18 protein-coding genes and 1 riboswitch are annotated in these 24,303 nt (G+C 36.5%); of the genes, 5 read left to right on the forward strand and 13 right to left on the reverse strand.

The features are described 5' to 3' along the window. Nucleotide 1: 1 nt before the first annotated feature. From BGO88_RS10770 to BGO88_RS10810, 9 genes are all read right to left on the reverse strand, one after another. Nucleotides 2-1,072 carry an acyloxyacyl hydrolase gene (locus BGO88_RS10770; protein WP_286706883.1) on the reverse strand — a complete coding sequence of 357 codons (1,071 nt, stop codon included), beginning with the start codon at nt 1,070-1,072 and terminating at the stop codon, nt 2-4. A 30-nt stretch (nt 1,073-1,102) separates the two neighbouring features. After that, nucleotides 1,103-2,875 carry an RDD family protein gene (locus tag BGO88_RS10775; RefSeq protein WP_286706884.1) on the reverse strand — a complete coding sequence of 591 codons (1,773 nt, stop codon included), beginning with the start codon at nt 2,873-2,875 and terminating at the stop codon, nt 1,103-1,105. Between the two features lie 58 nt (nt 2,876-2,933). After that, a complete protein-coding gene (gene metF, locus BGO88_RS10780) occupies nt 2,934-3,890 on the reverse strand; it encodes a methylenetetrahydrofolate reductase [NAD(P)H] (RefSeq protein WP_277014618.1) in 957 nt (318 codons plus the stop codon). A gap of 111 nt (nt 3,891-4,001) precedes the next feature. Then, entirely contained in the window at nt 4,002-6,686 is a 2,685-nt protein-coding gene (gene metH / locus BGO88_RS10785) for a methionine synthase (RefSeq protein WP_502686508.1), read from the reverse strand. A gap of 21 nt (nt 6,687-6,707) precedes the next feature. After that, on the reverse strand, nt 6,708-7,706 hold the full coding sequence (locus tag BGO88_RS10790) for a homocysteine S-methyltransferase family protein (RefSeq protein WP_286706885.1): 999 nt from the start codon (nt 7,704-7,706) through the stop codon (nt 6,708-6,710). A gap of 162 nt (nt 7,707-7,868) precedes the next feature. Next, nucleotides 7,869-7,972: riboswitch (SAM riboswitch) on the reverse strand. A 65-nt stretch (nt 7,973-8,037) separates the two neighbouring features. Continuing rightward, nucleotides 8,038-8,562: a hypothetical protein gene (locus tag BGO88_RS10795; protein WP_101470686.1), complete on the reverse strand. Its 525-nt coding sequence runs from the start codon at nt 8,560-8,562 to the stop codon at nt 8,038-8,040. Nucleotides 8,563-8,667: 105 nt separating this feature from the next. Further along, nucleotides 8,668-9,090, reverse strand: a complete 423-nt coding sequence (locus BGO88_RS10800; protein WP_286706886.1) for an OsmC family protein — start codon at nt 9,088-9,090, stop codon at nt 8,668-8,670. A 491-nt stretch (nt 9,091-9,581) separates the two neighbouring features. Next, a complete protein-coding gene (locus tag BGO88_RS10805) occupies nt 9,582-10,562 on the reverse strand; it encodes a T9SS-dependent choice-of-anchor J family protein (RefSeq protein ID WP_286706887.1) in 981 nt (326 codons plus the stop codon). Nucleotides 10,563-10,808: 246 nt separating this feature from the next. After that, nucleotides 10,809-11,789, reverse strand: a complete 981-nt coding sequence (locus BGO88_RS10810; RefSeq protein WP_286706888.1) for a T9SS-dependent choice-of-anchor J family protein — start codon at nt 11,787-11,789, stop codon at nt 10,809-10,811. 280 nt (nt 11,790-12,069) lie between these two features. Here BGO88_RS10810 and metK point away from each other — a divergent pair, with 280 nt between their 5' ends. Next, the gene (gene metK / locus BGO88_RS10815; protein WP_056072329.1) at nt 12,070-13,320 is read left to right on the forward strand and encodes a methionine adenosyltransferase; all 1,251 of its coding nucleotides are present in this window, start codon (nt 12,070-12,072) and stop codon (nt 13,318-13,320) included. A 51-nt stretch (nt 13,321-13,371) separates the two neighbouring features. Here the strand turns inward: metK and BGO88_RS10820 are convergent, their stop codons facing one another. From BGO88_RS10820 to BGO88_RS10830, 3 genes are all read right to left on the reverse strand, one after another. Next, entirely contained in the window at nt 13,372-15,618 is a 2,247-nt protein-coding gene (locus tag BGO88_RS10820; protein WP_286706889.1) for a hypothetical protein, read from the reverse strand. Nucleotides 15,619-15,793: 175 nt separating this feature from the next. Continuing rightward, entirely contained in the window at nt 15,794-18,478 is a 2,685-nt protein-coding gene (locus tag BGO88_RS10825; RefSeq protein WP_286706890.1) for a TonB-dependent receptor, read from the reverse strand. Between the two features lie 34 nt (nt 18,479-18,512). Next, nucleotides 18,513-19,358, reverse strand: a complete 846-nt coding sequence (locus tag BGO88_RS10830) for a GLPGLI family protein (protein ID WP_286706891.1) — start codon at nt 19,356-19,358, stop codon at nt 18,513-18,515. Between the two features lie 120 nt (nt 19,359-19,478). Here BGO88_RS10830 and BGO88_RS10835 point away from each other — a divergent pair, with 120 nt between their 5' ends. Together BGO88_RS10835 and BGO88_RS10840 are read left to right on the forward strand one after the other, a co-directional pair. Further along, a complete protein-coding gene (locus BGO88_RS10835) occupies nt 19,479-21,071 on the forward strand; it encodes a sensor histidine kinase (RefSeq protein WP_286706892.1) in 1,593 nt (530 codons plus the stop codon). Next, a complete protein-coding gene (locus BGO88_RS10840; protein ID WP_277014597.1) occupies nt 21,064-21,744 on the forward strand; it encodes a response regulator transcription factor in 681 nt (226 codons plus the stop codon). The genes BGO88_RS10835 and BGO88_RS10840 overlap by 8 nt, the downstream gene beginning before the upstream one ends. 57 nt (nt 21,745-21,801) lie before the next feature. On the opposite strand, the gene BGO88_RS10845 is transcribed toward BGO88_RS10840, so the two are convergent. Continuing rightward, complete coding sequence (locus BGO88_RS10845) at nt 21,802-22,719, reverse strand: GLPGLI family protein (protein ID WP_101470697.1); 918 nt, start codon at nt 22,717-22,719, stop codon at nt 21,802-21,804. A gap of 158 nt (nt 22,720-22,877) precedes the next feature. On the opposite strand from BGO88_RS10845, the gene BGO88_RS10850 reads away from it, so the two are divergent. Both BGO88_RS10850 and BGO88_RS10855 read left to right on the forward strand, forming a co-directional pair. Beyond that, nucleotides 22,878-23,669: a hypothetical protein gene (locus BGO88_RS10850; protein ID WP_286706893.1), complete on the forward strand. Its 792-nt coding sequence runs from the start codon at nt 22,878-22,880 to the stop codon at nt 23,667-23,669. Beyond that, on the forward strand, nt 23,669-24,283 hold the full coding sequence (locus tag BGO88_RS10855; RefSeq protein WP_056072306.1) for a deoxynucleoside kinase: 615 nt from the start codon (nt 23,669-23,671) through the stop codon (nt 24,281-24,283). The genes BGO88_RS10850 and BGO88_RS10855 overlap by 1 nt, the downstream gene beginning before the upstream one ends. The last annotated feature ends 20 nt before the right edge of the window (nt 24,284-24,303 follow it).

The raw sequence follows: 24,303 nt of genomic DNA on the forward strand, positions 1-24,303 counted from the left end.
ATCATAGCCTTATCCCAACTCCTATTTCCATGGCTTCTGCTTTTGCAGCATGCGTTTTCAGCGTTAGTGCTGCAAAAATAGTATCACTAAAATAATATTTCAAACCTATTCTTTGATAAAATGGCCCTAAATAACCAAATGGAGCATATACATAATATCCTGCCTGTGCTTCAATTGAGAGTCTATTGATAAAAAGCTCATGCCCTACAAAAACTCCTATCCTACGATAATCCGTATCCGGGTCAAGATGGTAATCAGGATAGGCCGCAGATTTATATCTGATGTATTCTTCCAGATATTTCATCATAAAAAAATCAGTTCCAAACTGGATAGCGCTTTTTCTGGAAAGACGTTTGTCTGCATAGGCAGACAATACGTAAAATGGAAATTTTCCACTCCCAATAATATCGCTTTCATTCCTTCCGGAACGGAATGAAATATTGAATCGAACCGGTTCTTTAAAATTTTGTATTGTATCATACATTATAGTCGTCCGTTTCAGATTCTCACTTTTTTCAAAAGAATAATTAACCCCAAGATTTACAGCCAATGTGTTGGTACTTGTATTAGGCGAGGCCATATTCGAATTAGAATGGTGAAAAAAACTAATTCCCGCCTGCAGGCCTATATTTTTATAAAGATTCTCTTTGTGGTAATTCAGCATCATATAAGTTGATGTCATCCACCGTGTTCCATAAGCCATATTCCTGAAATTGGTATCTTTATCGTAGGGATTAGTATTATACGAAATTCCTTCCCCAACACGAAACATCAGGCTCCTGTTTAAAAAATAAAAATTGTAGTGTGCATAAAGCCCGTACAAATCACCTAAAACGGGATTTTTGGTATTTTCATAATGAAAAGACGCACCATAATCCGGGAAATTATATTCAGATTCCCATTCTTTATGGCCAAATGTTTTTCTGTTAAAACTTATCAGGACACCTTCCGGATGCTCCGTAATAAGGTGCTTAATAGTACTATTGTGCGGTAAAATGTTTCCATAAAAATAATTGACATCAACTGTATATTTCCCATTTATTTCCTGGGAAAAAGCAGCTAATGGAATCAAAAAAATAAAAAAATATAATTTCTTAAGCACTTATTTTGTCCTTTTAATTACGGCTTCCAATTCTTTTTCTTTTGATATTTCATAGGAAAATATTCTTCCTAAGGTATCTTTTATCGTAATCTGAAATTTATAATTTTCAGCCTGTGGAATCGTAATTACAGCCTGGGACTGTTTATATAAAAGTATTGGTGGTTGTCCGGAATACAATTGCGCATTGGAAATTTTTATCAGTTCTGCCTTCCAGCCTTCATTTGTCACTATGACATTTTTTATTTTATCGTTTGAATAATTATCAATGAGCGTTAGACGGGGCATAAAATAGGTTTCAATACTTTTTATCGAATATTTTTTACCATCGCCAATATTTAAGGCATTTTCCGTATCCTGATTTGAGTAACTGTATCCTGCATTTAATTCGATTGCCTTTTCGAGCTGACCTTTGGAAATGGTCACTTTTTTGGCACCTTCTTTTTCAATAACATAAATCTTTTCCAAAAAATCAGGCACAGAGTATTCGTTAAAATTTGGCCCTTTTGCCTCTGAATAATCTTTTTGAGCATCAAGAATCGAGAACACTATTCCGTCCGGTTTTATTTCTTCTGTTTTTAAATAGATATCGGAATTGGCATAGTCCAGTGATTCCAGTTTTATAAAATCGTTTGTAGACAGATTCTTTAGTTTGTGGGCAAAAACTTCTTTATTCTGCTGAATAATAGCCTGTTCTTTCTTTTCGGCCTGCAGGGATTCATATTTATAAATTCCAAAAACGATGAGTAATCCCACCACAATTGTAACCGGAACAATTAAAAGATACCATGCTCCGCTAACTCCTGCTCTTTGTTCTTTAATTACATAGGTTTCCGACCATTTGTCATGAAGTCCGGAAGGTGTAAAAAAGGTAAGTGCTTCAAATGGGACCAATCTTAAAAATGTTCTTTTTAGTATAGAACTTACAGGTGGTTTATTTCCTTCCTCATCTGTAACTCGGGTTTCCGTAAGCATTTTTGCGGCGGTTACTCCTAAAACGGATTCAAAAATGGCATAATAGAACACTCTGAAAAAGGCAAAAATTATAATAAAAGCTACTCTATCACCTAATCCATTTTGTAAAGCAGATACAAAAGTCTGTAACTTCTCTGTTCTGATGAAGAATTCGAATGAGGCAGAAAATACAAGAATCATTATGAAGTCATCTATAATCAGATGGAAAAATCTTCTCCAACGTCCGGCCTCAACCAGAGTAACACTGGTGTGCGTTTCATAGGTTCTTTCAATGGTTTCGAATGTTTTTCCCATTTCAATGTACTTGAGTATTGAAAAAGCGAGGTAAGCATAGAAAGCCATAACAACGTAGTCCATGAACCATAATACATATAGGAAAACGCCCAAAGAATTCGTTGTATTTTCCATTAAAACAATGGAAAAAAGACCCAAAATAAAAGAAGAAACTTTTGTTATGAATATTACAGAATAAACAAAGCGTAGCAATCTTGTTTCTTTGGCTTTACTTCGCAAATAGAACACCGCCCCTAAAATCAGCAAAACATAAAAAAATGCATTTAACAGATTGTAATGCATATACATGCCGTCACCTGTTCCTAACTTGAACGTATAAAAATCTTCCAGATTAAAAATGGTAAGATGAATTGACTGGAAAATGTATTTTATGAAGCCAATTGTATATACCATTTCTTTTGAAGCGGTATTGTAGTCAATTGTAAGCATGGGAATAAAAATTCCCAGAATGGCAATTACAATAGAAAACCAGGCGATTTTTTCTTGAGACAGGTATTTTTGCAGCATACAAAACTTTTTATAAGACTCAAAAATAACCAATTAAAACAATCTTGCAAGACCTAATTTAGAATACCTCTCTGGCTATTGCCTTAATATTTTCCGACTTCCCCATCGAATAATAATGCAAAACGGGTATTCCCTCTTTAATTAACTCCTTACTTTGGCTAATGCACCATTCTATACCTATTTGCTTCACGGCATCTGCATCTTTAGCCCGAACGATTGACATAATAAGCTCGTCAGGAATATCGACCTTAAACCGATGCGGCACCAGATTCAATTGTTTTTTGGTTGAAATGGGCTTTAATCCCGGAATAATCGGAACCGTGATTCCCTCTTTTCTGCATTTGGCTACAAAATCGAAGAATTTTTTGTTATCAAAAAACATCTGAGTAATGATATAAGAAGCTCCGTTTTTTATTTTCTGCTTTAGGAAATAAATATCGCTATCCAGACTTGGTGCCTCCATATGTTTTTCAGGATAACCCGCCACGCCAATACAAAAATTTGTGGCTGAAGAATTTTGCAATTCGTCATCCAGATAGATACCGTTATTCAGATTGGCAATTTGTGTTACCAGCTCCGAAGCATAGTGGTTTCCTTCTTTTTCCGGCTTAAAATAGGTTTCATTTTTCACGGCATCGCCACGCAAGGCAACTACATTTTGGATTCCGAGAAAATCCAAATCAATTAAGAAGTTTTCCGTGTCTTCTTTCGTAAATCCGCCACAAAGGATATGAGGAATCGCATCTACCTGGTATTTGTTTTGTATGGCCGAACAGATACCTACTGTTCCGGGACGTTTTTTTACAATCTTTTTTTCCAACAGTCCGCTTGGCAATTCCTTGTATTCATATTCTTCACGATGGTAAGTCACATCAATAAAAGGCGGGTTGAATTCCATTAAAGGGTCAATGCTATCAAAAATTGACTGGATGTTTTGTCCTTTTAATGGTGGTAGTATTTCGAAAGAAAAAAGCGATTTGCCATTGGCTTTTTCTATATGTTCTGTTACTTTCATTTGTTTTTGATTTCAGATTTTAGATTTCTGATCTTCGTTTTTTGATTTTTGATTTCAGATTTTTGACTTGACGACTTGATGACTTGACAACTTGATGACTTGACGACTAATTTAATCCGCAATGTTCGGGTTTAGCCATTTTTCAGCATATTCATAGGAAACATTTCTGCGTTTTGCGTAGTCTTCGACCTGGTCTTTTTTAATTTTTCCGAGTCCGAAATACTTGCTTTCCGGATGTCCGAAATAATAACCTGAAACCGAAGAAGCGGGCCACATAGCCATACTTTCTGTTAAGGTCACTCCTATATTTTGCTCTACATTTAACAGTTTCCAAATAGTGGGTTTTTCCAAATGGTCCGGACAAGCCGGATATCCTGGTGCCGGACGTATTCCTTTATATTCTTCCTTAATCAGGGCTTCGTTGCTCAATGTTTCGTCTGATGCATATCCCCAGATTTCTTTCCTTATTTTTTCATGTAAGTATTCGGCAAAGGCTTCTGCAAATCGGTCACCTAATGCTTTGACCATAATGGAATTATAATCATCCAGATTTTTTTCGAATTCCGCTGCTTTTTCATCTACTCCAAAACCTGTCGTTACACAAAATGCTCCCATATAATCTGTAATTCCGGAATCTTTTGGCGCTATAAAATCAGACAGGGCAATATTGGGTGCTCCTTTTGTTTTTGCAGACTGCTGTCTTAAAGTCAGGAAAGTTTGCAGAAGTTTTCCATTTTCATCCCGTAATTCAATATCATCATCATTGATTTGGTTGGCAGGAAATATTCCATACACACCTTTTGATTCTAACCAGTTTTCCTGTATAATCTGGCGCAACATTTCCTGAGCATCCGCAAACAACACTTTGGCTTGTTCGCCAACAATCTCATCTTTTAGTATTTCCGGAAATTTTCCATGCAGGTCCCATGTTCTGAAAAAAGGTGTCCAATCGATATAATCGACCAATTCTCCTAATTTTACATCGATGACTTTTGTTCCTATTGTGTTTGGTTTTACCGGAGTGAAATTAGTCCAGTCCAATTGCAGCTTATTTTTTCTGGCTTCGTCTATGCTTAAGAAGTTTTTATCACGGCTTCGACTTAGGTAACCTTCGCGAAGCTCATCATATTCCATACGCAGGCTCTTGAAATATTCCTGATTGGTGTTCTTATTTATGAGATTTCCGGCTACAGTAACAGCTCGCGAAGCATCGTTGACATGAACGACTGTTTCCCTATATTCCGGAGCAATCTTTACGGCTGTATGGGCTCTTGAAGTGGTTGCTCCACCAATCATTATAGGAATTTTGACATTCTGCCTGTCCATCTGTTTTGCCAGATAAACCATTTCATCCAGAGAAGGTGTGATTAATCCGCTTAGTCCTATTATATCGACTTTTTCCTCAATGGCTGTCTGAATAATTTTCTCGGGCGGTACCATGACACCAAGGTCAATGATTTCATAGTTATTACAAGCCAAAACCACCGCCACTATGTTTTTCCCTATGTCATGAACATCACCTTTTACGGTTGCCATCAAAACCTTTCCGGCTGAACTGGAACTTCCGTCTTTTTCTGCTTCAATATACGGCAACAGATAAGCAACCGCCTTTTTCATGACACGTGCTGATTTTACTACTTGCGGCAAAAACATTTTCCCGCTTCCGAATAAATCTCCTACTACATTCATTCCTGTCATTAAATTGATTTCTATGACTTCAATAGGCTTTGTAGCCAATTGTCTGGCTTCTTCAATATCAGCATCAATAAATTCATCAACTCCTCTCACCAAAGCGTGTGTCAATCTTTCCTGAAGTGGAAGCGAACGCCATTCCTGTGACTGCTTTTCTGAAACTTCTTTTGTATCTCCTTTTATATTTTCTGCAAATGCCAAAAGTCTTTCTGTGGCATCATCTCTCCTGTCAAGCAAGACATCTTCAACATATTCCAGCAAATCTTTGGGAATCTGATCATAGATTTCCAACATTTCCGGATTTACGATTCCCATAGTCATACCGTGATTGACAGCATGGTACAAAAACGCCGAATGCATTGCTTCACGTACCCTGTCGTTACCGCGGAATGAGAATGAAACATTGCTCACACCACCGCTGACACTTGCATAGGGAAGATTTTCCTTAATCCATTTGGTAGCCCTGAAGAAATCTACTGCATTCCGGCGGTGTTCTTCCATTCCGGTTGCAACGGGAAAAATATTCGGGTCAAAAATGATGTCTTCTGCCGGAAAATCTACCTTGTTTACCAAAACATCATACGAACGCTTACAGATTTCTATCCTTCTTTCATAGGTATCTGCCTGTCCTATCTCGTCAAAAGCCATAACAATGACTGCTGCACCATATTTTTTTATCAGTTTTGCCTGGCGGATAAAATTCTCTTCTCCTTCTTTTAGACTGATAGAGTTGACAACACTTTTCCCCTGGGCTACTTTTAGTCCTGCTTCGATAATTTCCCATTTTGAACTGTCAATCATTACCGGAACGCGGGAAATATCTGGTTCAGAAGCGATCAGATTCAGGAAAATTGTCATGGCGCGAACACCGTCAAGCATTCCCTCATCCATATTAATGTCAATAATCTGCGCGCCTCCTTCTACCTGAGCCCTGGCAATATCCAGTGCTTCTTCGTATTTTTCTTCTTTTATCAGGCGTAAAAATTTTCGGGAACCGGTAACATTCGTACGTTCTCCTACGTTTACAAAAATGCTTTCGGGTGTTATGATTAAAGGTTCAAGACCTGATAATCTTAAGTATTTTTTACAATCGACATCTGCCATTTTCTTATTCTTTTCTACAGTCTAAACCGGTTCTACAATTCTGGGTGAATATTCTTTTGCTACTTCTGCAATCAGGCGGATATGTTCCGGGGTTGTTCCGCAACATCCTCCAATTATGTTAATGAGATTATCTTCGAGATATTCCCGGATCAAAACCTGCATATCTTCCGGTGTCTGGTCATATTGCCCAAAAGCATTGGGCAAACCTGCATTGGGATGTGCCGAAACATTGAATGTGGTATTGTGCGAAAGTCGTTGTAAATAAGGTTTTAACTGGTCTGCTCCTAAAGCACAATTAAATCCTACGCTCAATAGCGGAATGTGAGAAATGGAAATCAGGAATGCTTCTACAGTCTGACCGGAGAGTGTTCTTCCTGAAGCATCTGTTATCGTGCCGGAAACCATGACCGGAATATCTATATTTCTTTCTTCTTTGACTTCTTCGATGGCAAACAGCGCTGCTTTTGCATTCAGGGTATCAAATATGGTTTCTACTAGCAGAATATCGGAACCTCCATCAATCAGGGCTTCGACCTGCTGTTTATAGGCAATGCGCAATTCATCAAAGGTCACGGCACGAAAACCAGGGTCATTTACATCCGGAGACATGCTTGCCGTTCTGTTAGTGGGTCCTATAGAACCCGCCACGAAACGTGGTTTATCCAGATTTTTTGCCGTAAACTCATCTGCTATTTCTCTGGCCAGTCTCGCCGATTCAAAGTTTAGCTCATAAACCAGTTCTTCGAGATGATAGTCAGCCATACCTATAGTCGTTCCCGAAAAAGTATTGGTTTCTACAATATCTGCTCCGGCTTCAAAATATTGACGGTGGACTTCCTGTATTGCTTTTGGCTGGGTTAATGAAAGGAGGTCGTTATTCCCTTTCAGCGGATATGGAAATTCTTTGAATCTTTCACCACGGAAATCTTCTTCCGAAAAATTATACCGCTGGAGCATGGTTCCCATTGCTCCGTCAAGGATGAGAATTCTTTCTTTGATAGCTTTTTGTATGCCTGACATTTTTTACTATTATTAAATTATTCAAGATTCTGATGAATCTAAAAGTCCTAATGTATTTTTCAAAAATCGATGGCATAGAAAAAACAATCCCAGGCCATGAATGGTTGAAAAAAAGTATCGATATGTTGTCAGGAAAAGGGAGAAAAAAAGTAGATTTTTCGTGTGTTATCTATCCAATAATATGGTAGAATGTAGCACCTTCTTTAAAGCTTAAAGGGTTGCTAAGGCTTCATCGGGTCTAATCCCTCCGCCTTTCGTGATAACAATCAATATTTTTAAGAACACTGCAAAGTAATGCAATATGTTTGGTTTTTGCAATAGTTTGCAGAAATTATACCGCTATCCTAAAATTTTGTTTGGCCGCCATCTTTAGGATTTGTTCAAGCAGTTTTGGGGAAAGATGCTTCTCATTTGGGTTTACGAAGACAAAATCTTTTTCCGTTTTTTTAATACTATTGTTTAATGCCATTTTGAAATCTGCCGAAAATGCCTGCACCAATGGATTAGCACTAATGATATCAAAATCATTCTGGAGCAGGTCGAAATAATCAGGAAGGATGTCTTCTGTATTTGAGGTATCGACAGCAATAAGATTTTCGAGTTCGTTTTCCTGAACGAAATTAATTATATCTGCTATTTTGAAAGGAACTGCAAATTGGATAAAATTGGCTTCCCAGGAATTTCTTACTGTTGGTTTTTCAAAGAAGGCTACGGTGGAATTGGTTATTACGGGCAATCTCAAATCAAGATTGTTATTTTCAAGAAGTGATTCCTGATTGGAAAGCACCTCAGTTATGAGGGAACTCCCTGTCTCTTCTATTCCAAAGAGAATGATATTTATTTTTTTAACTGACATGGTTCTGAAGATTTTTGATTAAAAGAACTGCTTTTGACTGGCAATCAAAAGCAGTCTTTCAACAAACAAACAAATAAAACAAACTAAACAAATGCGATTTATGCCTTATGCTGCATAATTATATTCTTTGTATAAAATCAGCTCGACCGGTGTTGAATTGACCAGGTTGTCATAAACCGGACTTTTTTGCTGTACTAATTTTAACCACTTCTGGAGTACCTGAAGCGAAGTATCTGTTGTTGGCTTTAGCACGATTTCGATTTTGCTGAAGCCTACTCTTTCTTCCTGACTTATAACTCCGGTTATTTCTACCTGTAACGACTTTAGGTTGATGCCTAATTCTGCAGCTACCTGCTGGCTCACCGCATTGACACATCCTGCGAATCCTGCAAGGATATATTCGAACGGGCTTGGACCTTCCAGTTCCGGAAATTTTTCATTCCTGCTTATTCTGACATCAGAATTTTGTGTTTTCACTACGAATTGCTCATTATTTCTTGAGTATCCTAATACATTTATTGCTTTCATATTTTTATTTTTTTTTGAGATTTATAATTGAGACTTAAAACAAAAAAGTCCTTTTGGACGGTTTACCAAAAGGACTTCAACACTTGAATATATAAAGAGATTACGTCGTTCGCTTTTGGCAATGGAATTTAAGGTGGCAATACATCCACATGTGTTTTTTACAAATAATCGTTGTCATCGTGTTCATTTATTTTATTTTCTCAAAGAATTATTTTCAAAAAAAAAGCCCCTGTAATTCAACAGAGGCTTTTTTGCTATATATTTTAAAAAACTTAAAATTTGGCAATAGTACCTCCCGCGGAAATTTTCCACATCTTGCAGTACGTATGACAAATAATAGTTCTCATTTTTATTTCTTTTTGATGGTACAAACTTCAGAACTATTTTTGAATTGACAATGCAAAAAATAAAAATTTAACATTTATTTTATTTTCAAACAAAAAACTCCTGCCTTAAAGACAGGAGTTTCAACAAATATAATCCATTAATATTTAATACTTTACAACCTTAAAAGATCCTGATCCAGAATCTGTCTGAACATTAAGAAAGTACATTCCTGCAGTTAGGTCAGTAATATTAATCTGGGTTTCATAAACATTATCTGTAGTAAAAGTTTTTACAACTCTACCATTCAGATCCGTAACCTGAATCGTATTAATAGCTATATTATTTTTACCAGTTAAGTTAACAACTCCTGTTGTTGGATTTGGATAGATGCTAAAATTGTTTGTAAAGAAATCATCTCGGCTTAATGTTCTGCTAACTTCAAAAGTATCTATTCCAATAATATCTGAGTTGGCACCGGTAGGCCCCCCATTGGTAACAAAATACCTAAAAGCAAATTTTACAGCTGTTGGCCCTGTAAGTCCAGAAACCGTAAAACTATACTTTGTCCAGACTTTAGGATATACAAATCCGGTGGCTAAATTTGGATTGACAGAAACACCAAGAGTGGTGAATGAGCCCACATCTGTAGGACCTCCTGTTGGGTTTGTGTGTGCAGTAGCCGTACTCATTCTAAGTTCCAAACGATCTGCAAAATCCAAATTTCCTGAAGTTCCTTTTCTTGACCAGAAAGAAACAACATCGCCATTTTCTACTGTAACCACTGGACTGATTAACCAGTTGCTGATATTTCCTGCTCCTGTAGTACTGGTAAAATTAACCAGAGCAAAGGAATTGGCACCACCCGCCTGCCCATTAGGTACAGGGCTGACTTCGCCTGTGGCATATTCCCTGTCATTGAAAGGGTTCCCCTGGACAGGTGGTGTAACAGTAGTATTTACAGTAACTGGAGTATAACTGGCAACAGACCATAATGTAGTGGTGGAAGGAGAACTTTGGTTTGTTCTTACCCATCCTGCGGTTTCCATTTCTGTTGTTGTACCGCTAAAACCGAAATTGTAAATATTTTGTGCATTGGCAATTCCTGACACAGAAACTAAAAAAGAAATAAGTAATGTTTTTTTCATAATGTATTATTTAAAGTTAAATAAAGTTTACTTAGATTTAAGAAATAAAAAAAGCCTACAAAAGCAGGCTTTTTCAAAGTATAATTTTGATCATTTAGCCTCTTGCAAGCAAAAAAGCAATCTTTATAAAAGTTTAGTTAATACTTAACAAATATAACAAAAAATATTTATTTTACAAAATTAGTTTGTTTTCAACAAAAAAGGGTTGGTTTATAAACCAACCCTTTTATTTTTCATTATAACCATTTAGTTCTTCACTATTTTTGTACTACCTGTGCCAGAATCAGTTTGTATGTTCAGGAAATAAACTCCTGAAGTCAGTTCAGAAATATTAATTTGCGTTTCAGAAACACCGTTTGCATTTATATTTCTTACCACTCTTCCATTAAGGTCTGTAAGCTGAATTGTATTAATGGCTACATTATTCTTACCAGACAAGTTAACAATTCCTGTAGATGGGTTAGGATACATGCTAAAGTTGTTTGCGAAGAAATCATCTCTGCTCAACGCCCTGCTGACTTCAAAAGTATCAATTCCGATGATGTCTGAATTAGCCCCGCTAGGCCCACCGTTTGTTACAAAATATCTAAATCCAAACTTTACAGCTGTTGGACCGGTAAGTCCGGAAACAGTAAAACTGTATCTTGTCCAAACTTTAGGGTATACGAAACCGGTTGCTAATGTCGGGTTAACAGTAACCCCAACTGTGGTGAACGAGCCTACATTGGTAGAGCCACCTGTTGGATTGGTATGCGTAGTAGCCGTACTCATTCTAAGTTCCAAACGATCTGCATAATCTGTTGTCCCTGAAGTTCCTTTTCTTGACCAGAAAGAAACAACATCACCATTTTCTACTGTAACCACAGGACTGATTAACCAGTTGCTGATATTTCCTGCTCCTGTAGTACTGGTAAAATTAACCAGGGCAAAGGAATTGGCACCACCCGCCTGCCCATTAGGTACCGGGCTGACTTCGCCTGTGGCATATTCCCTGTCATTGAAAGGATTTCCCTGAACTGCCGGTGTCGCAGCCAGATTTACTGTAACAGGAGTATAGCTAGCTACCGTCCATAATGTAGTAGTTGACGGGGAGCTTTGGTTGGTTCTTACCCAACCGGCCGTCTCCATTTCTGTTGTTGTACCGCTAAAACCAAAATTGTAAACATTTTGGGCATTAGCAAATCCTGAAGCCAAAACGAAAAAAAGAAAGGGTAAAGTTTTTTTCATAATTTTTTAATTAAAAAGTTAGACATGTTTCAAAAAACAAACCAAATATAAGAATTATTTACAAGATTTAGAATACATGAAACCGCTCCTGTTTCCTCGAGAACTATTTTGTCAATTAAATATGCTTTTATACCTTTGCATTCAAAATCGAGAAGAGGAAAAATTTGTACTGATTGCAACCTCTGATGCTGTCAAAACAGACATCATAAAAATGCTAAAGCAGAAACCCTTCTTTAGCCTTTCCCTGCAATTTTTCCGATTCCTAAAAACATAAAAAAATATGGCTTATTTATTTACGTCAGAATCTGTGAGTGAGGGACATCCGGATAAAATTGCTGACCAAATTTCAGATGCACTAATCGATAATTTTTTGGCTTTTGATGCCGATTCAAAAGTGGCATGCGAGACTTTGGTTACTACTGGACAGGTTATTCTGGCGGGAGAAGTTAAATCAAAAACATACCTGGATGTACAGCAAATTGCCCGTGATGTCATCAAAAAAATAGGATATACAAAAAGCGAGTATATGTTTGAAGCAAATTCTTGCGGTGTATTATCTGCTATTCACGAGCAATCTCAGGACATCAACCAAGGTGTTGACCGTGCTAGTAAAGAAGATCAGGGTGCCGGTGACCAAGGAATGATGTTTGGTTATGCTACAAATGAAACGGAAGATTTCATGCCCCTGGCACTGAATCTATCTCATAAACTATTACAGGAATTAGCTGTTTTACGTCGTGAGAACAACGAAATCAAATACCTTCGTCCGGATGCCAAGTCACAAGTTACTCTTGAGTATGATGACAACAACAAACCGGTACGTATTGACGCTATTGTAATTTCTACACAGCATGATGATTTTGACAATGAGGCAAACATGCTTGCTAAAATCAAAAAAGACCTGATTGAAATCCTGATTCCAAGAATCATCAAAAATAATCCGCAATATGCACACCTGTTCAACGATAAAATCCAATACCACATTAATCCTACAGGAAAGTTTGTGATTGGTGGTCCACACGGCGATACGGGATTAACAGGAAGAAAAATTATTGTTGACACCTATGGTGGAAAAGGTGCTCACGGTGGCGGGGCTTTTTCAGGAAAAGATCCGAGTAAGGTTGACCGAAGTGCAGCTTACGCCACACGCCACATTGCAAAAAACCTGGTAGCAGCAGGAGTAGCAGAAGAAATCTTAGTTCAGGTTTCTTATGCTATTGGTGTAGCCAAGCCAATGGGTATTTATATCAATACTTACGGCACTTCAAAAGTAAATCTTACTGATGGTGAAATTGCTAAAAAAGTAGAAGAACTATTCGATATGAGACCTTATTTCATTGAGCAAAGGTTGAAGTTGAGAAACCCAATTTATAGCGAAACTGCCGCCTACGGACATATGGGAAGAAAACCGGAAACCGTAACCAAAACGTTCAAAACTCCAAACGGTGAAGAGAAAACAGTTACAGTAGAGTTATTCACCTGGGAAAAGCTTGACTTTGTTGATAAAGTAAAAGCGGCTTTTGGATTATAATAATTTATTCAGACAATAAAAAAACCATCCTAAAAAGGATGGTTTTTGTTTTTAATAGGTTCCGTTTTTCATTTTTTCAAGAACAACTTCCAAATCAGCTTTGCTTTCCTCTTCCATTATATCTGAAAATTTCAGCGCCTGTTCCTGTGTGGCTATTGCTTTCTGCTTTTCGCCATTTTTGTAATAAAGCTGCGCCAGAGTATCTAAATAATACGGATTGTTTTTTTCTATTCTTAAGCTGGATTCCGACCATTGGATTGCTTTTTTAATTGATTCCGAATCCTTGCTTTTTTGAACCACAAACCACGCTGCATCGTTAGACAGGTTAGAAAAAGAATTTTTAAAAGACGCCCAATCATTATAAGAATAATCAATTTTATTCTGCAAGGTATATAAATCGTCTAAAATCTCTATTTCATTTTTGCCTCTAAAAACTTCCTTAAAGAATGCTTCATATTCTGCTACAAACGGATTTTCTTTATTCTGGGCTTCTGCAATACCATGTAAAATTCTTAAGTATTCGATGTTTGTAGTATAATCCTGAGGTTTTTTTGCGATTACTTTTTTATAAACATCCATTATCCTGTTTCTGTATTTCTCATCGGTATTTTCTCTAATTTGAGAAATGCCACTGGAAATGGCCAATGGTAATTGGCTTTCTATAGTCGGGGTATAATCACCATAATAATCTATTGTATCTCCCTGTCCGGATGTTTTTTTCTGCTCTTCGAGAATTGCATCATAATGCTTCAGCAAATAGTCAACAGCTTTAAAGTTAGTTTCATCTAATGGTCTTTCTTCATTAAAAATTTTATAATAAAACCCTCTGTTTTGCACTTCGGCTAATGCAATTTTTACAAAATCCATATCTGGTGTTTTGTCTTTTGCATGGCCATTGACAATCCTGTCCCAGGCAGAAAGCAGCTTCTTTTTATCAAAATTTACTTTCGTATAGGCTGTCTGATTTTCATAATTCGGGTATTCCTGTATTGTATCCGACCCGACATCAGACGGGTCTGCAACACCAACAGCTACTTTTATTGGCGGCTCAATAGACCAGCTATATAGATTCTCATCTGAAAGCGGCAACAGTTTCTTTACAATTTCAGAATCTTTCGCTTTTTTGGAATTCAAAACCTTGTTCAAATCTACCGTTGCTTTTACATACTTCAGCTTTTCCCCTATTGAACTATAATAAACATCAAACAAGCTGGCATTTTCCGGTAAATTCTTTTCAGTCTGGCTCAAGATATTTCCATCCGCATCCATGACTATGGTTGCAGATTTAAACATTACATTCTTAGTCGCCCAAGACTTGTCTTTTGCCGTTGCTAAATAATAATTATACTTGTCATAATCTGTATCTGACCCATAAGAACTATAATTTCCTATAGTGTATTGCTGGCTTTGGACAAATTCATCAAAGGCAGTTTTTGCATTTTTATTGTCCGGGTCATAAGAAACTACCAAAAATTTCTGTGGCGTTTTTTTGGTTGCTTCAATGGCTTTCTGCAAATTGTCCTGCACCACCAGTTTAAAGTTTGACATAGGAGCAACTGCTGCGCTATCTACAACACCATAACCGTACATATCCGTTTTTCCAGGAAAGGTCCAGTCTTTTTTCTTTATTATTTCTATTGGCTTTTCCCTGATTTCAACCACTTTTGGTTTTTCATTTTCTTTTATGAAAGTCAGAGGATTTTTTTTATTTTCAGAAATTACCAATTCGTTCTTTTCATTGTAATAGCCCTGAAGATTTACTTTTCCTAAATAATTAGGAGTATATTCGATTTGAATTTCGTTGGCATTTCTCGGTAAAGCATATTTGTATAAAGATGTTTCTCCACTGTAATCTTCCTTTGCCAGATAAATATATTCTGCTTTATTGATTTCAAAATTAACCTCGGTGTCGTCATAATTCAGTTCGCCTGCCAAATCATATACTGATTTATAATCTGGTTCAGATTTACCGGATTGCGTTCCTATATATATTCCTGAATAATAACCTGAAACGCCTTTTAGAGTTACCTTGATTTTCCCCATTGCAGGATTGGCATCCGGAGAAAAAGCAACCGTAAAATCAGACTCTGTGGAATAATTGTTATTGAAAAACAATGTGTCATTCCTTACTTCATAATCTCCATAAAATACTACGAGTTCGTATTTTTTATTATCATAAAGATTCAATTTGATGTCCTGACCCAGGGAATTGGAAACATAAACAGTCTTTTCGGTTTTATTCTGTGCATAAGAAACCACAGAAAGGAACAGTAAAAATCCCAGAGAATAATTCTTCATATTTTGGCTTTTTAAATGATTTGTCTTACAAATTTAATCGATTTTTTCAGCAAATCTACCTCTTATCCAAAAATAGAAAATTATATTCCATTCGGGCTATATTCCTGATAAGAGGGTAACTAACCCAAAATCTCTTATCATCCTGGCCTACAGCCCGACCGAAATTTATTATTTATTATAGGTTGTATTTTAAAGTCAGTATTACATACCTTGGCTGTACTCTGTATTGTGATGTAGTCGTACGGTATTGATTAAAACTGTCATCATTTAGTGTCTTTGTGTTTAAAATGTTTGTGGCTCCGATTTTATATTCAAACTTGCTGTTTTTCTTTTGGTATATTAGGCTGGCATTTAAAAAATCATATTCGTTTTCTACGGTCTTACTGCTGTTATAGTAGTGATAGAATTCATATTCTGCCACAAAAGAAAAACTATCCAGGAAATAATAATCCAATTTGGCAAATGGCTTGTCAGTATAGAATTTTGAGCCTGCATAATCGTTTACTACAAAATTATATCCAACTTCAAGATTAGGCAGTTCTCTGTAATTTGTAGAAGCCTTAAGAGTGTAATTCTGCATGAAACTTTCCTGCGTTCTTACATTTCCGTTTTGGATGTTATTGAATTTTGACCAGTTTAGCCCTATTCCTGCGGATGCCTTATAATATCTTAGGAAAGACCTTCCGTAAGCCCCATTGGCATTAATAGTTTCGTCGGCCAGATTGGAATTATATGGAGCTAGAGTCTGGTTTACATTATCAAAAACGATTCGGCTTTTCACGGCATCCGTTACTTTACTATATGAAATATTGGCAAAAATATTTTCCAGATTGAACATGCTGTATTTGAAATACCTCAACGAATGTACTTGTGATGTTGAATTTTCAAGAAACCTGTTTCCGTTGTAAAGACTGCTGTATCCGGAAAGTACATTTCCCATGGCCAGATTGTTGATGTCTGTAAAATTGTTTGTCAGTGCAAAATTATAAGTCAGCGTTTCTGATTTCTTAATCTGATACAGGGCATAAAAATCCGGCAACAATCTGGTAAAATTTTGTTTGTAGTTTGTTCCCAATTGTGCATTATCCATAGTATAATAATGGGTACTGAATCCTGGGGTGAAGGTAAATTTTCCGGTCAGGAATTTATAATGCAGCCCGATAAAAGCATCATTAAAATCATAAGTAACCTTGTTATTATTTTCCGGAGCTTCCAGATTGTTTTTATTGCCGTTGTCTAAAATCTGAAAAATACCGGAGTTGAAATTCTGATGCGAATTTGTATTCCCTAAAGTCACATTAATGTTGCTTTTGGGTGTAAGCATATAGTAATAATCCAGCTTGGCATCCAGTTTATTGGTTTTAACAAAACGGCTCTGGTTCAAATTGTTCCTGTTTTGGCCTCCTACATAACCCGACAATGCAAAAGGCTGGGTTAATAAATTGGCATTGTAAAAAGGGTCTTCATCCTGATAAAGGTGTTGCATTTCAAAAGCAAAAACGTTCTTATCATTAGCTGTATAATACAAGCTTGCGTTTTGGTTTATTGAAGTTGGATTTTGCTTCTTAGTCGTATAAATGTCTTCGGCAGAAGTAACATTGTTAACGGTAAATTCTCTTAACAGGTTATTATTTTCGTCCTGTTTTGATTGTTTCATCAGCACATCATAATCAAACTGCAACTTTGTGTTTGGTTTATAACTGGAACTAAACTTGAACAGTCCCAGATTGCTTTTCTGGTGTGCCATTTCTTCGTTTTTCTGTCTAACGCCTGTTTCAAGAATAGTGCTTCTTGAGCGGGTTTCCAAGTCCGTTTCGGAAGAAGAAAGAATTGCAAAACCGCTTAAGCTCCATTGTTTAGTGACATTATACGAAAAGTTGGTTGCCCCGAATTTAGTTTCAATTTCTTTGGCTCTGTTATTCCTTAGCATGGCTATTCCCAAATCATTGGAGGAAACATTAAAAGAACTTCCTCCTTTTTGCATCATGCCTCTAAAACCTCCTGTGAATTTGAAATAATCCTGTATTGTTAGGGGCAACTCTCCAATGTTATTGAAGTTTGAGATGAGATTGATACTGTATTTCGGATTGTAGTAAAACAGCTTAGGGTTTACTATGTAACGGCTGTCTTCATGCCCGACTCCTATTCCTGCACTCATGTCACCAAACCAAAAATTCTTTTTTCCTTCTTTCAGCTTGATGTTCATTGCTACATTTTCCTCATTATTTTCAAGGCCTTTCAATGCCCCGATTTCATTATAATTTCGCAATACCTGAACCTTATCTACAGCATCTGCCGGAATATTTTTCACACCCAACTTTGTATCGCCATCAAAAAAGTCTTTGCCTTCTACCATTAGTTTCTGGACTTTTTTCCCTTCCACTTCAATCTGGCCATCGGCATTTACCTCAACTCCAGGAAGTTTTTTCAAAACGTCTTCCAATTTTCTTTCTGTTCCTGTTTTAAAAGAATCTGCATTATAGACAATCGTATCTCCCTGTATGGAAACCGGCATTTCCTGTACAATTTCTACTGCATCCAAATCAACTCCCTGCTCAAGCACCAGGGTCTGAACCATATTTATTGCTTCAGTCTGGACATCGATTTCTTTTGGTTGATAACCAATGTAGCTCACCTTTATTTTATAGAGGGTATTTGCCTTGAGTGATAATTGGAACCTCCCTTTATCATCTGTAATTGCATAAGCATCCATTGCTTTTGTGGACTGGTTTACCGCCATAACATTGGCCATTTCCAAACCAGTGGCATTTGCATCAGCCACAATACCTGAAAAACGGATGTTCTGGGAATATCCTGAAATGGAAAGGAATAAAAATATAAGGAGAAGTATTTTTTTCATTTTGTAAGAGAAATTGGAAATGTAAAACTAATGATTAATTACCTAAATTGATATGGATGTTGCCTTTTGAATCTTTCATGCTTTCAAAATACTTTTCAATTAGTGCATCATATTCCTTTTTTGTTACTTTTTTTCCTTTTTTGGGTATTTTAATAACTACCTTATCTTTCGGATTTAATATAATTTTCGAACATAATATTACCGTTTTAGCATCATTAACTTCCATAATCAGGCCTGGCAACCCCCAATATTCTGCCGGCCCATGGCTTACCGGAATTTCCGGCGTATACCAAACGGTTATTGTTTTTTCTTTAGGTTCGCTTGGAGTAAATAATTGTGTCTTGCCCTCACTTTTTTTATTCTTCATTTTTTCATAACTCTCCATAGCTTCTTTAGTCACAGGAATTACGGCTATGGCCTTGTAACAGGTGTAGTTTCCAATTTTTTTAGTTTCGTTCACCAGTTTCCAATCCCATTTTGGCAAAGAGTCCGATACGAGAAATTCTTTACCAAAAAAATCTTCTTCAGACATCACAGTCTTGTCTTTTATATTTTTATACGATTTCCCATCTGAAGACGAAGTGGTTTTAACAACCATTACCCTTCCTGACGAACCACCCGGAGATTCTAATTTTGCCGGTTCTTCGTAAACCGATTCTGTTTTATTGAAACTCAATTCATAGGTTTTTTCAAGACCTTTTTTCATTTTTTCTTCAAGTGAAGCCTTCATATCAGGAGTCATGTTAGACCCGCTTATCTGGATATCATTCATTATTGTTTTTGTTTCATAGGTTGCCCGCCCTGTAAATTCCTGAGCTTTCATATGCTGAAAAGAAAAAAGGGCTACTGCTATTGCCGCTGTAACTGCTGATTTTATCATGTTTGTCTTTTTTTTAATTAATGACACAAAGTAAACCACATGAAATCTTATTTTCGGTTAACCAACGTTAACGATTGTTAACGGCATTTTTTCAATGCTTTTTGTTTATACTTTTGAAAAATGAAATCAAAGAATTATAAATACATTTTATTTTTTATTTCCGTAACTATCATTGCTACAATCAGTTTGCAGATTTACTGGAATATAAAAAACTATGCAGAAAACAAGCAACGCCTTATCAACGATGTACAGATTGCGTTTGACAACAGCATAGAGCATTATTATGCAGAAGATGTAAAAACCGATTTCATGACTTTTGTTGGAAATGATTCTGTCAAGAGTCCTAATTTTGTAAACAGCATTGTTTCTGACTCCGTTTTTATCAATGCGATTACGAAGCGAAAAGTAAAGTCGACGAAAAGTGTCATGGCTAGCAGTACTTTCACGGATGACAGTTCGCCCAAAACCACAACTGTTATAAAAATCAACAATTCCGGGAATACTCCCACACAAGTAATCAAGCTTACGGATTCTCCAAAGTCTAAAAATCCCAAGGGAATAAAAGGTAAAACCACTGAAATGCATATGACGCCTTTTGGACTAGGGCCTGGAAAGCTCTCCGAAGTCAAGGTTCTTACCGGAAAACGTGCCATGGACAGCGTTTCAAAAATCCAGAATTTCACCAATAAAATACTTATTTCGCTGACCCGGGATTCTATCGAATTTGAAAAAGTAAGCAATACACTGGACAAAGAATTGGCACGAAAGGATATTACTATCCAATATGGCATGCAGCACATAAAAGCCGATACGGTATTTCAAAATTATCATCTGGAAAAGAACAGCCATTTCCCTTTGAGCACAACTTCTAATTCTACATTTCTTCCCCAAAACCAAAAGCTGAAACTGTTTTTTTCAAATCCGATAGTCGTGATTTTAAAGCGCAGTATGGTTGAAATCATTCTTTCATTTCTTCTTTCCTTGTCAATAATTGGCTGCCTGTTTTATTTATTAAAAACAATTAATAAACAGAAAAAGATAGATGAAATCAAAAATGACCTTATCAGCAATATCACCCACGAATTCAAGACACCAATTACAACGGTTGCTACAGCTATTGAGGGTATCCGGAATTTCAACGCTGTAAACGATACTGAAAAGACCAACCGTTATCTCGACATTTCCAACCAGCAACTAAAAAAGCTCGAAATTATGGTCGAAAAGCTTTTAGAAACAGCCACTTTAGACACTGATAAACTTTTTCTTCATAAAGAGCCTACCAATATAATTTCGACGATACGGAATCTTGTAGAAAAGCACAAGGTGATTCACCCTGAAAAAAACATTTCCTTCCATTCCAATATGGAACAGCTAATTGTTGAGATTGATCCTTTTCATTTCGAAAATACGCTTTCCAACCTGATTGACAATGCCATCAAATATGGAGGTGACAGCATTGACATTCATTTAAAATACCTGTCTCCAAATCTTGAAATCATTGTACAGGATAACGGGTCGGGAATCGAAAAAAGCCAAAGAGAAAAAGTTTTTGAAAAGTTTTACCGAATTCCTAAAGGCAACAGACATGATGTAAAAGGATTTGGTATTGGTCTTTATTATTCTAAAAAAATTATAGAAAAACACGGCGGAACACTGGAATTGCTTCCTAACCCTGAATGGACTGTTTTTAAAATAAGATTAGCTGATGTCTAGCAAAATAAAAATCATATTGGCAGAAGACGAGCCTGCCCTGGCCCAGATTATAAAAGAAAGTTTGGAAACGCGAAACTTTGAGGTCTTGTTATGCAAAAATGGCGAAGAGGCTTTTGAAGTTTTCTCAAAAGAAAAACCGGAACTTTTGGTACTCGATGTGATGATGCCCAAAAAGGATGGGTTTACACTGGCAAAGGAAATCCGTAAGCTGGACAAAAAAACACCTATTATTTTCCTTACTGCGAAATCACAAACCCAGGATGTTGTAGAAGGTTTTCAGCTAGGCGGGAATGACTATCTGAAAAAACCTTTTAGTATGGAGGAATTGATTGTACGGGTGCATTCTCTTTTAGGCAGGATACAATTGGAAAAAAATGATGACAGTATTGCTATTGGCAATTATATCTTCAACCTGACCAAACAAACACTGGATTATTCCGGAAATATACAGTTTCTCACACATCGTGAGGCATCATTGCTTCACCTTTTAATCGAAAACAAGAACGATATATTGGACCGTTCACTGGTATTAAAAAAAATATGGGGTGATGATGATTTTTTTAACGGCAGGAGCATGGACGTTTTCATCACAAAACTGCGAAAAAAACTTAGCCTTGACCCCAACATCCAGATTATAAATGTTAGAAGCCAAGGCTATAAATTGATTGCATAAGCAAGAGCTAAAAAAGAAAGATTTTATCCGTCTCCCTTTTGAAATTATTTTACAGAATTAATTCCCGATTCTGATTCCCGGCCTACCGCCACCTCTCCTGAATTGCTCTTTCATTTCCTCCATTTTTGTCGTTACAATTTCATCGTATTCTTTTTGAGTAACGACCTTGCCTTTGGTAGGCGCTTTAATAGATGTCTTTTCTTTTGAATTGAGTACAATTTTCGAACACAGAATGACCGTTTTATCATCACTAACCTCAAGGATTAGCCCCGGCAATCCCCAATAGCCTTCCGGACCTTGATTGACAGGTATTTCCGGAGTATACCATGCTATAACGTTTACTTCTTTCGGCATTTCGAAATCATCCATGAAATTGGTTTTCTTTTCTTCTGTTTTTTCCTCTTTCTTGTCTTTTGTTTCTTCCTGCTTTTTCTGTCTGAAGTTCCTGAAATCGGACTGGACTACTTTTTTTACAGCTGTAGCTTTATAGCAGGTATAATCTCCTATCTTTTTAGTTTCACCTTCTAATTTCCATTGTAATTTTGGCAATGTGTCTTTTATTAAAAATTCCTTACCCATAAATTCCTTATCAACGGCAAATGTCTTTTCTTTTACATTTTTATAATAGGTGCCACCGCCTCCCATCATAGAAGACATCATTCTGAATCCTCCGTTATTCTGACCCGGAGTATCCAGTTTTTCATCTTCCTTGTAGATGGATGCTGCCTTATCGAAATTGAGAATAAAGGTTTTCTCCAGCATTTTCTTCATTCTTTCTTCGATAGACTTTTGCATTTCAGGTGTTATTTCTCTATTTCCCGAAAATCTTGACTTCATATCCGGAGCACTTGTTTTGGTCTCATAGACTGCCATTCCTTGAAATTCCTGAGAACCCATTGCAGAAGTTCCTTGCTTTTGAGCATAAGAGTTGGATATCGAAGCCAACATCATTAAAAAAATCAGGTGTTTTTTCATAAAACAAAATTTAGTATACAAATATGACGGATTTGAACAATATTTGCTACAAAGCTTTTGTTAAATAATTTTAAGCTATTAAAAGTCACAACCCATCACTATTAAATATTTGTTACATCGTATGCATCTGAAAGGATATTCGTAAATTGGCACCTACTATGAGAAAAATTATTTTTATAGCCCTGACCCTGATTCCCTTGTTGACATTCTCACAACAACAAAGCATCATTCCTTTTTTTTCCAACTCTGAAAAATGGGAAACAGGGCAGTATATAGGGAAAGATAATTTTGGTAATTTTTATTCAATCAACCAAAATGAATTTAAAAAGACCAGTCCAAATCAGGTGTATTTCTATAAAAATGTTTCCTTAGGTAAAATCCATCAGGTCGATTTGCAAAACCCTCTTCAATTGGTTTTGTTTTACAAACAGTTTACAACAGCCGTCCTTCTTGACAATCAGTTGAATGAAACCACAAGAATTAATTTTTCAGAACTGCAAACACCCTTAAATCCGGAAGCTGTGAGTCTGGCTTCGCAAAACAGATTATGGGTTTATGACATGTTGACCCAAAAACTGGGACTGTTTGATATTCAGAAAAGTACTTTTCAGTCGATAACGCCTTCTTTTAAAGAAAACGTAAAATTCTACCAATCAGATTACAACTATTTTTATTGGATAGACACCAAACAAAACTTATATGTTTCCAACCTGTTTGGAAAAGTAAATTTTCTTGGTCATGTTCCTGATTACAATCAGTTGCAGGTTGTCTCTCCTAAACAAATTTTGATGAAAATTGATAATGGTTTGTTTCTCTACAATTTAGAAGACGAGTCGTTATCACCTATTCAATTAAATGAAAAAAGCTTCAGCCATTTTTCTTTTAAAGACCAAATTTTATCTATTTTTACCGAAAACGAAATCAGTCAATATAAAATCACATTACCGTAATGCACATAGCAGTAGCAGGAAATATTGGAGCCGGAAAAACAACACTGACAAAATTGTTAGCAAAACATTTTAAATGGGAACCGCACTTTGAAGACGTAGTAGACAATCCTTATCTTGATGATTTTTACCACCAGATGGAACGTTGGTCGTTCAACCTTCAGATTTATTTCCTGAACAGCCGTTTCAGACAGGTACTTCAGATACGCGAAAGCGGAAAAAACATTATTCAGGACAGAACGATTTATGAAGATGCCCATATTTTCGCTCCCAACCTGCATGCCATGGGATTGATGACCAATCGTGATTTCAACAACTACAAATCGCTTTTCGAATTAATGGAATCGTTGGTAGAAGGTCCGGATTTGCTAATCTATCTGAGAAGCTCTATCCCGAATTTGGTAAACCAAATCCATAAGCGGGGAAGAGAATATGAAAACTCTATTTCTATTGATTATCTTAGCCGGTTAAATGAAAGGTATGAAGCCTGGATTCAAAGCTATACCAACGGAAAACTACTGATTATAGATGTTGACAATATCAATTTTGTAGATAATCCGGAAGACCTGGGAGGTATCATTAACCGAATCAATGCAGAAATCAACGGATTATTTTAATCTTAAAACATAAAAAAGCC

The organism is Flavobacterium sp. 38-13 (genome assembly GCF_001899155.1).
Classification (GTDB): Bacteria; Bacteroidota; Bacteroidia; order Flavobacteriales; family Flavobacteriaceae; genus Flavobacterium; species Flavobacterium lindanitolerans.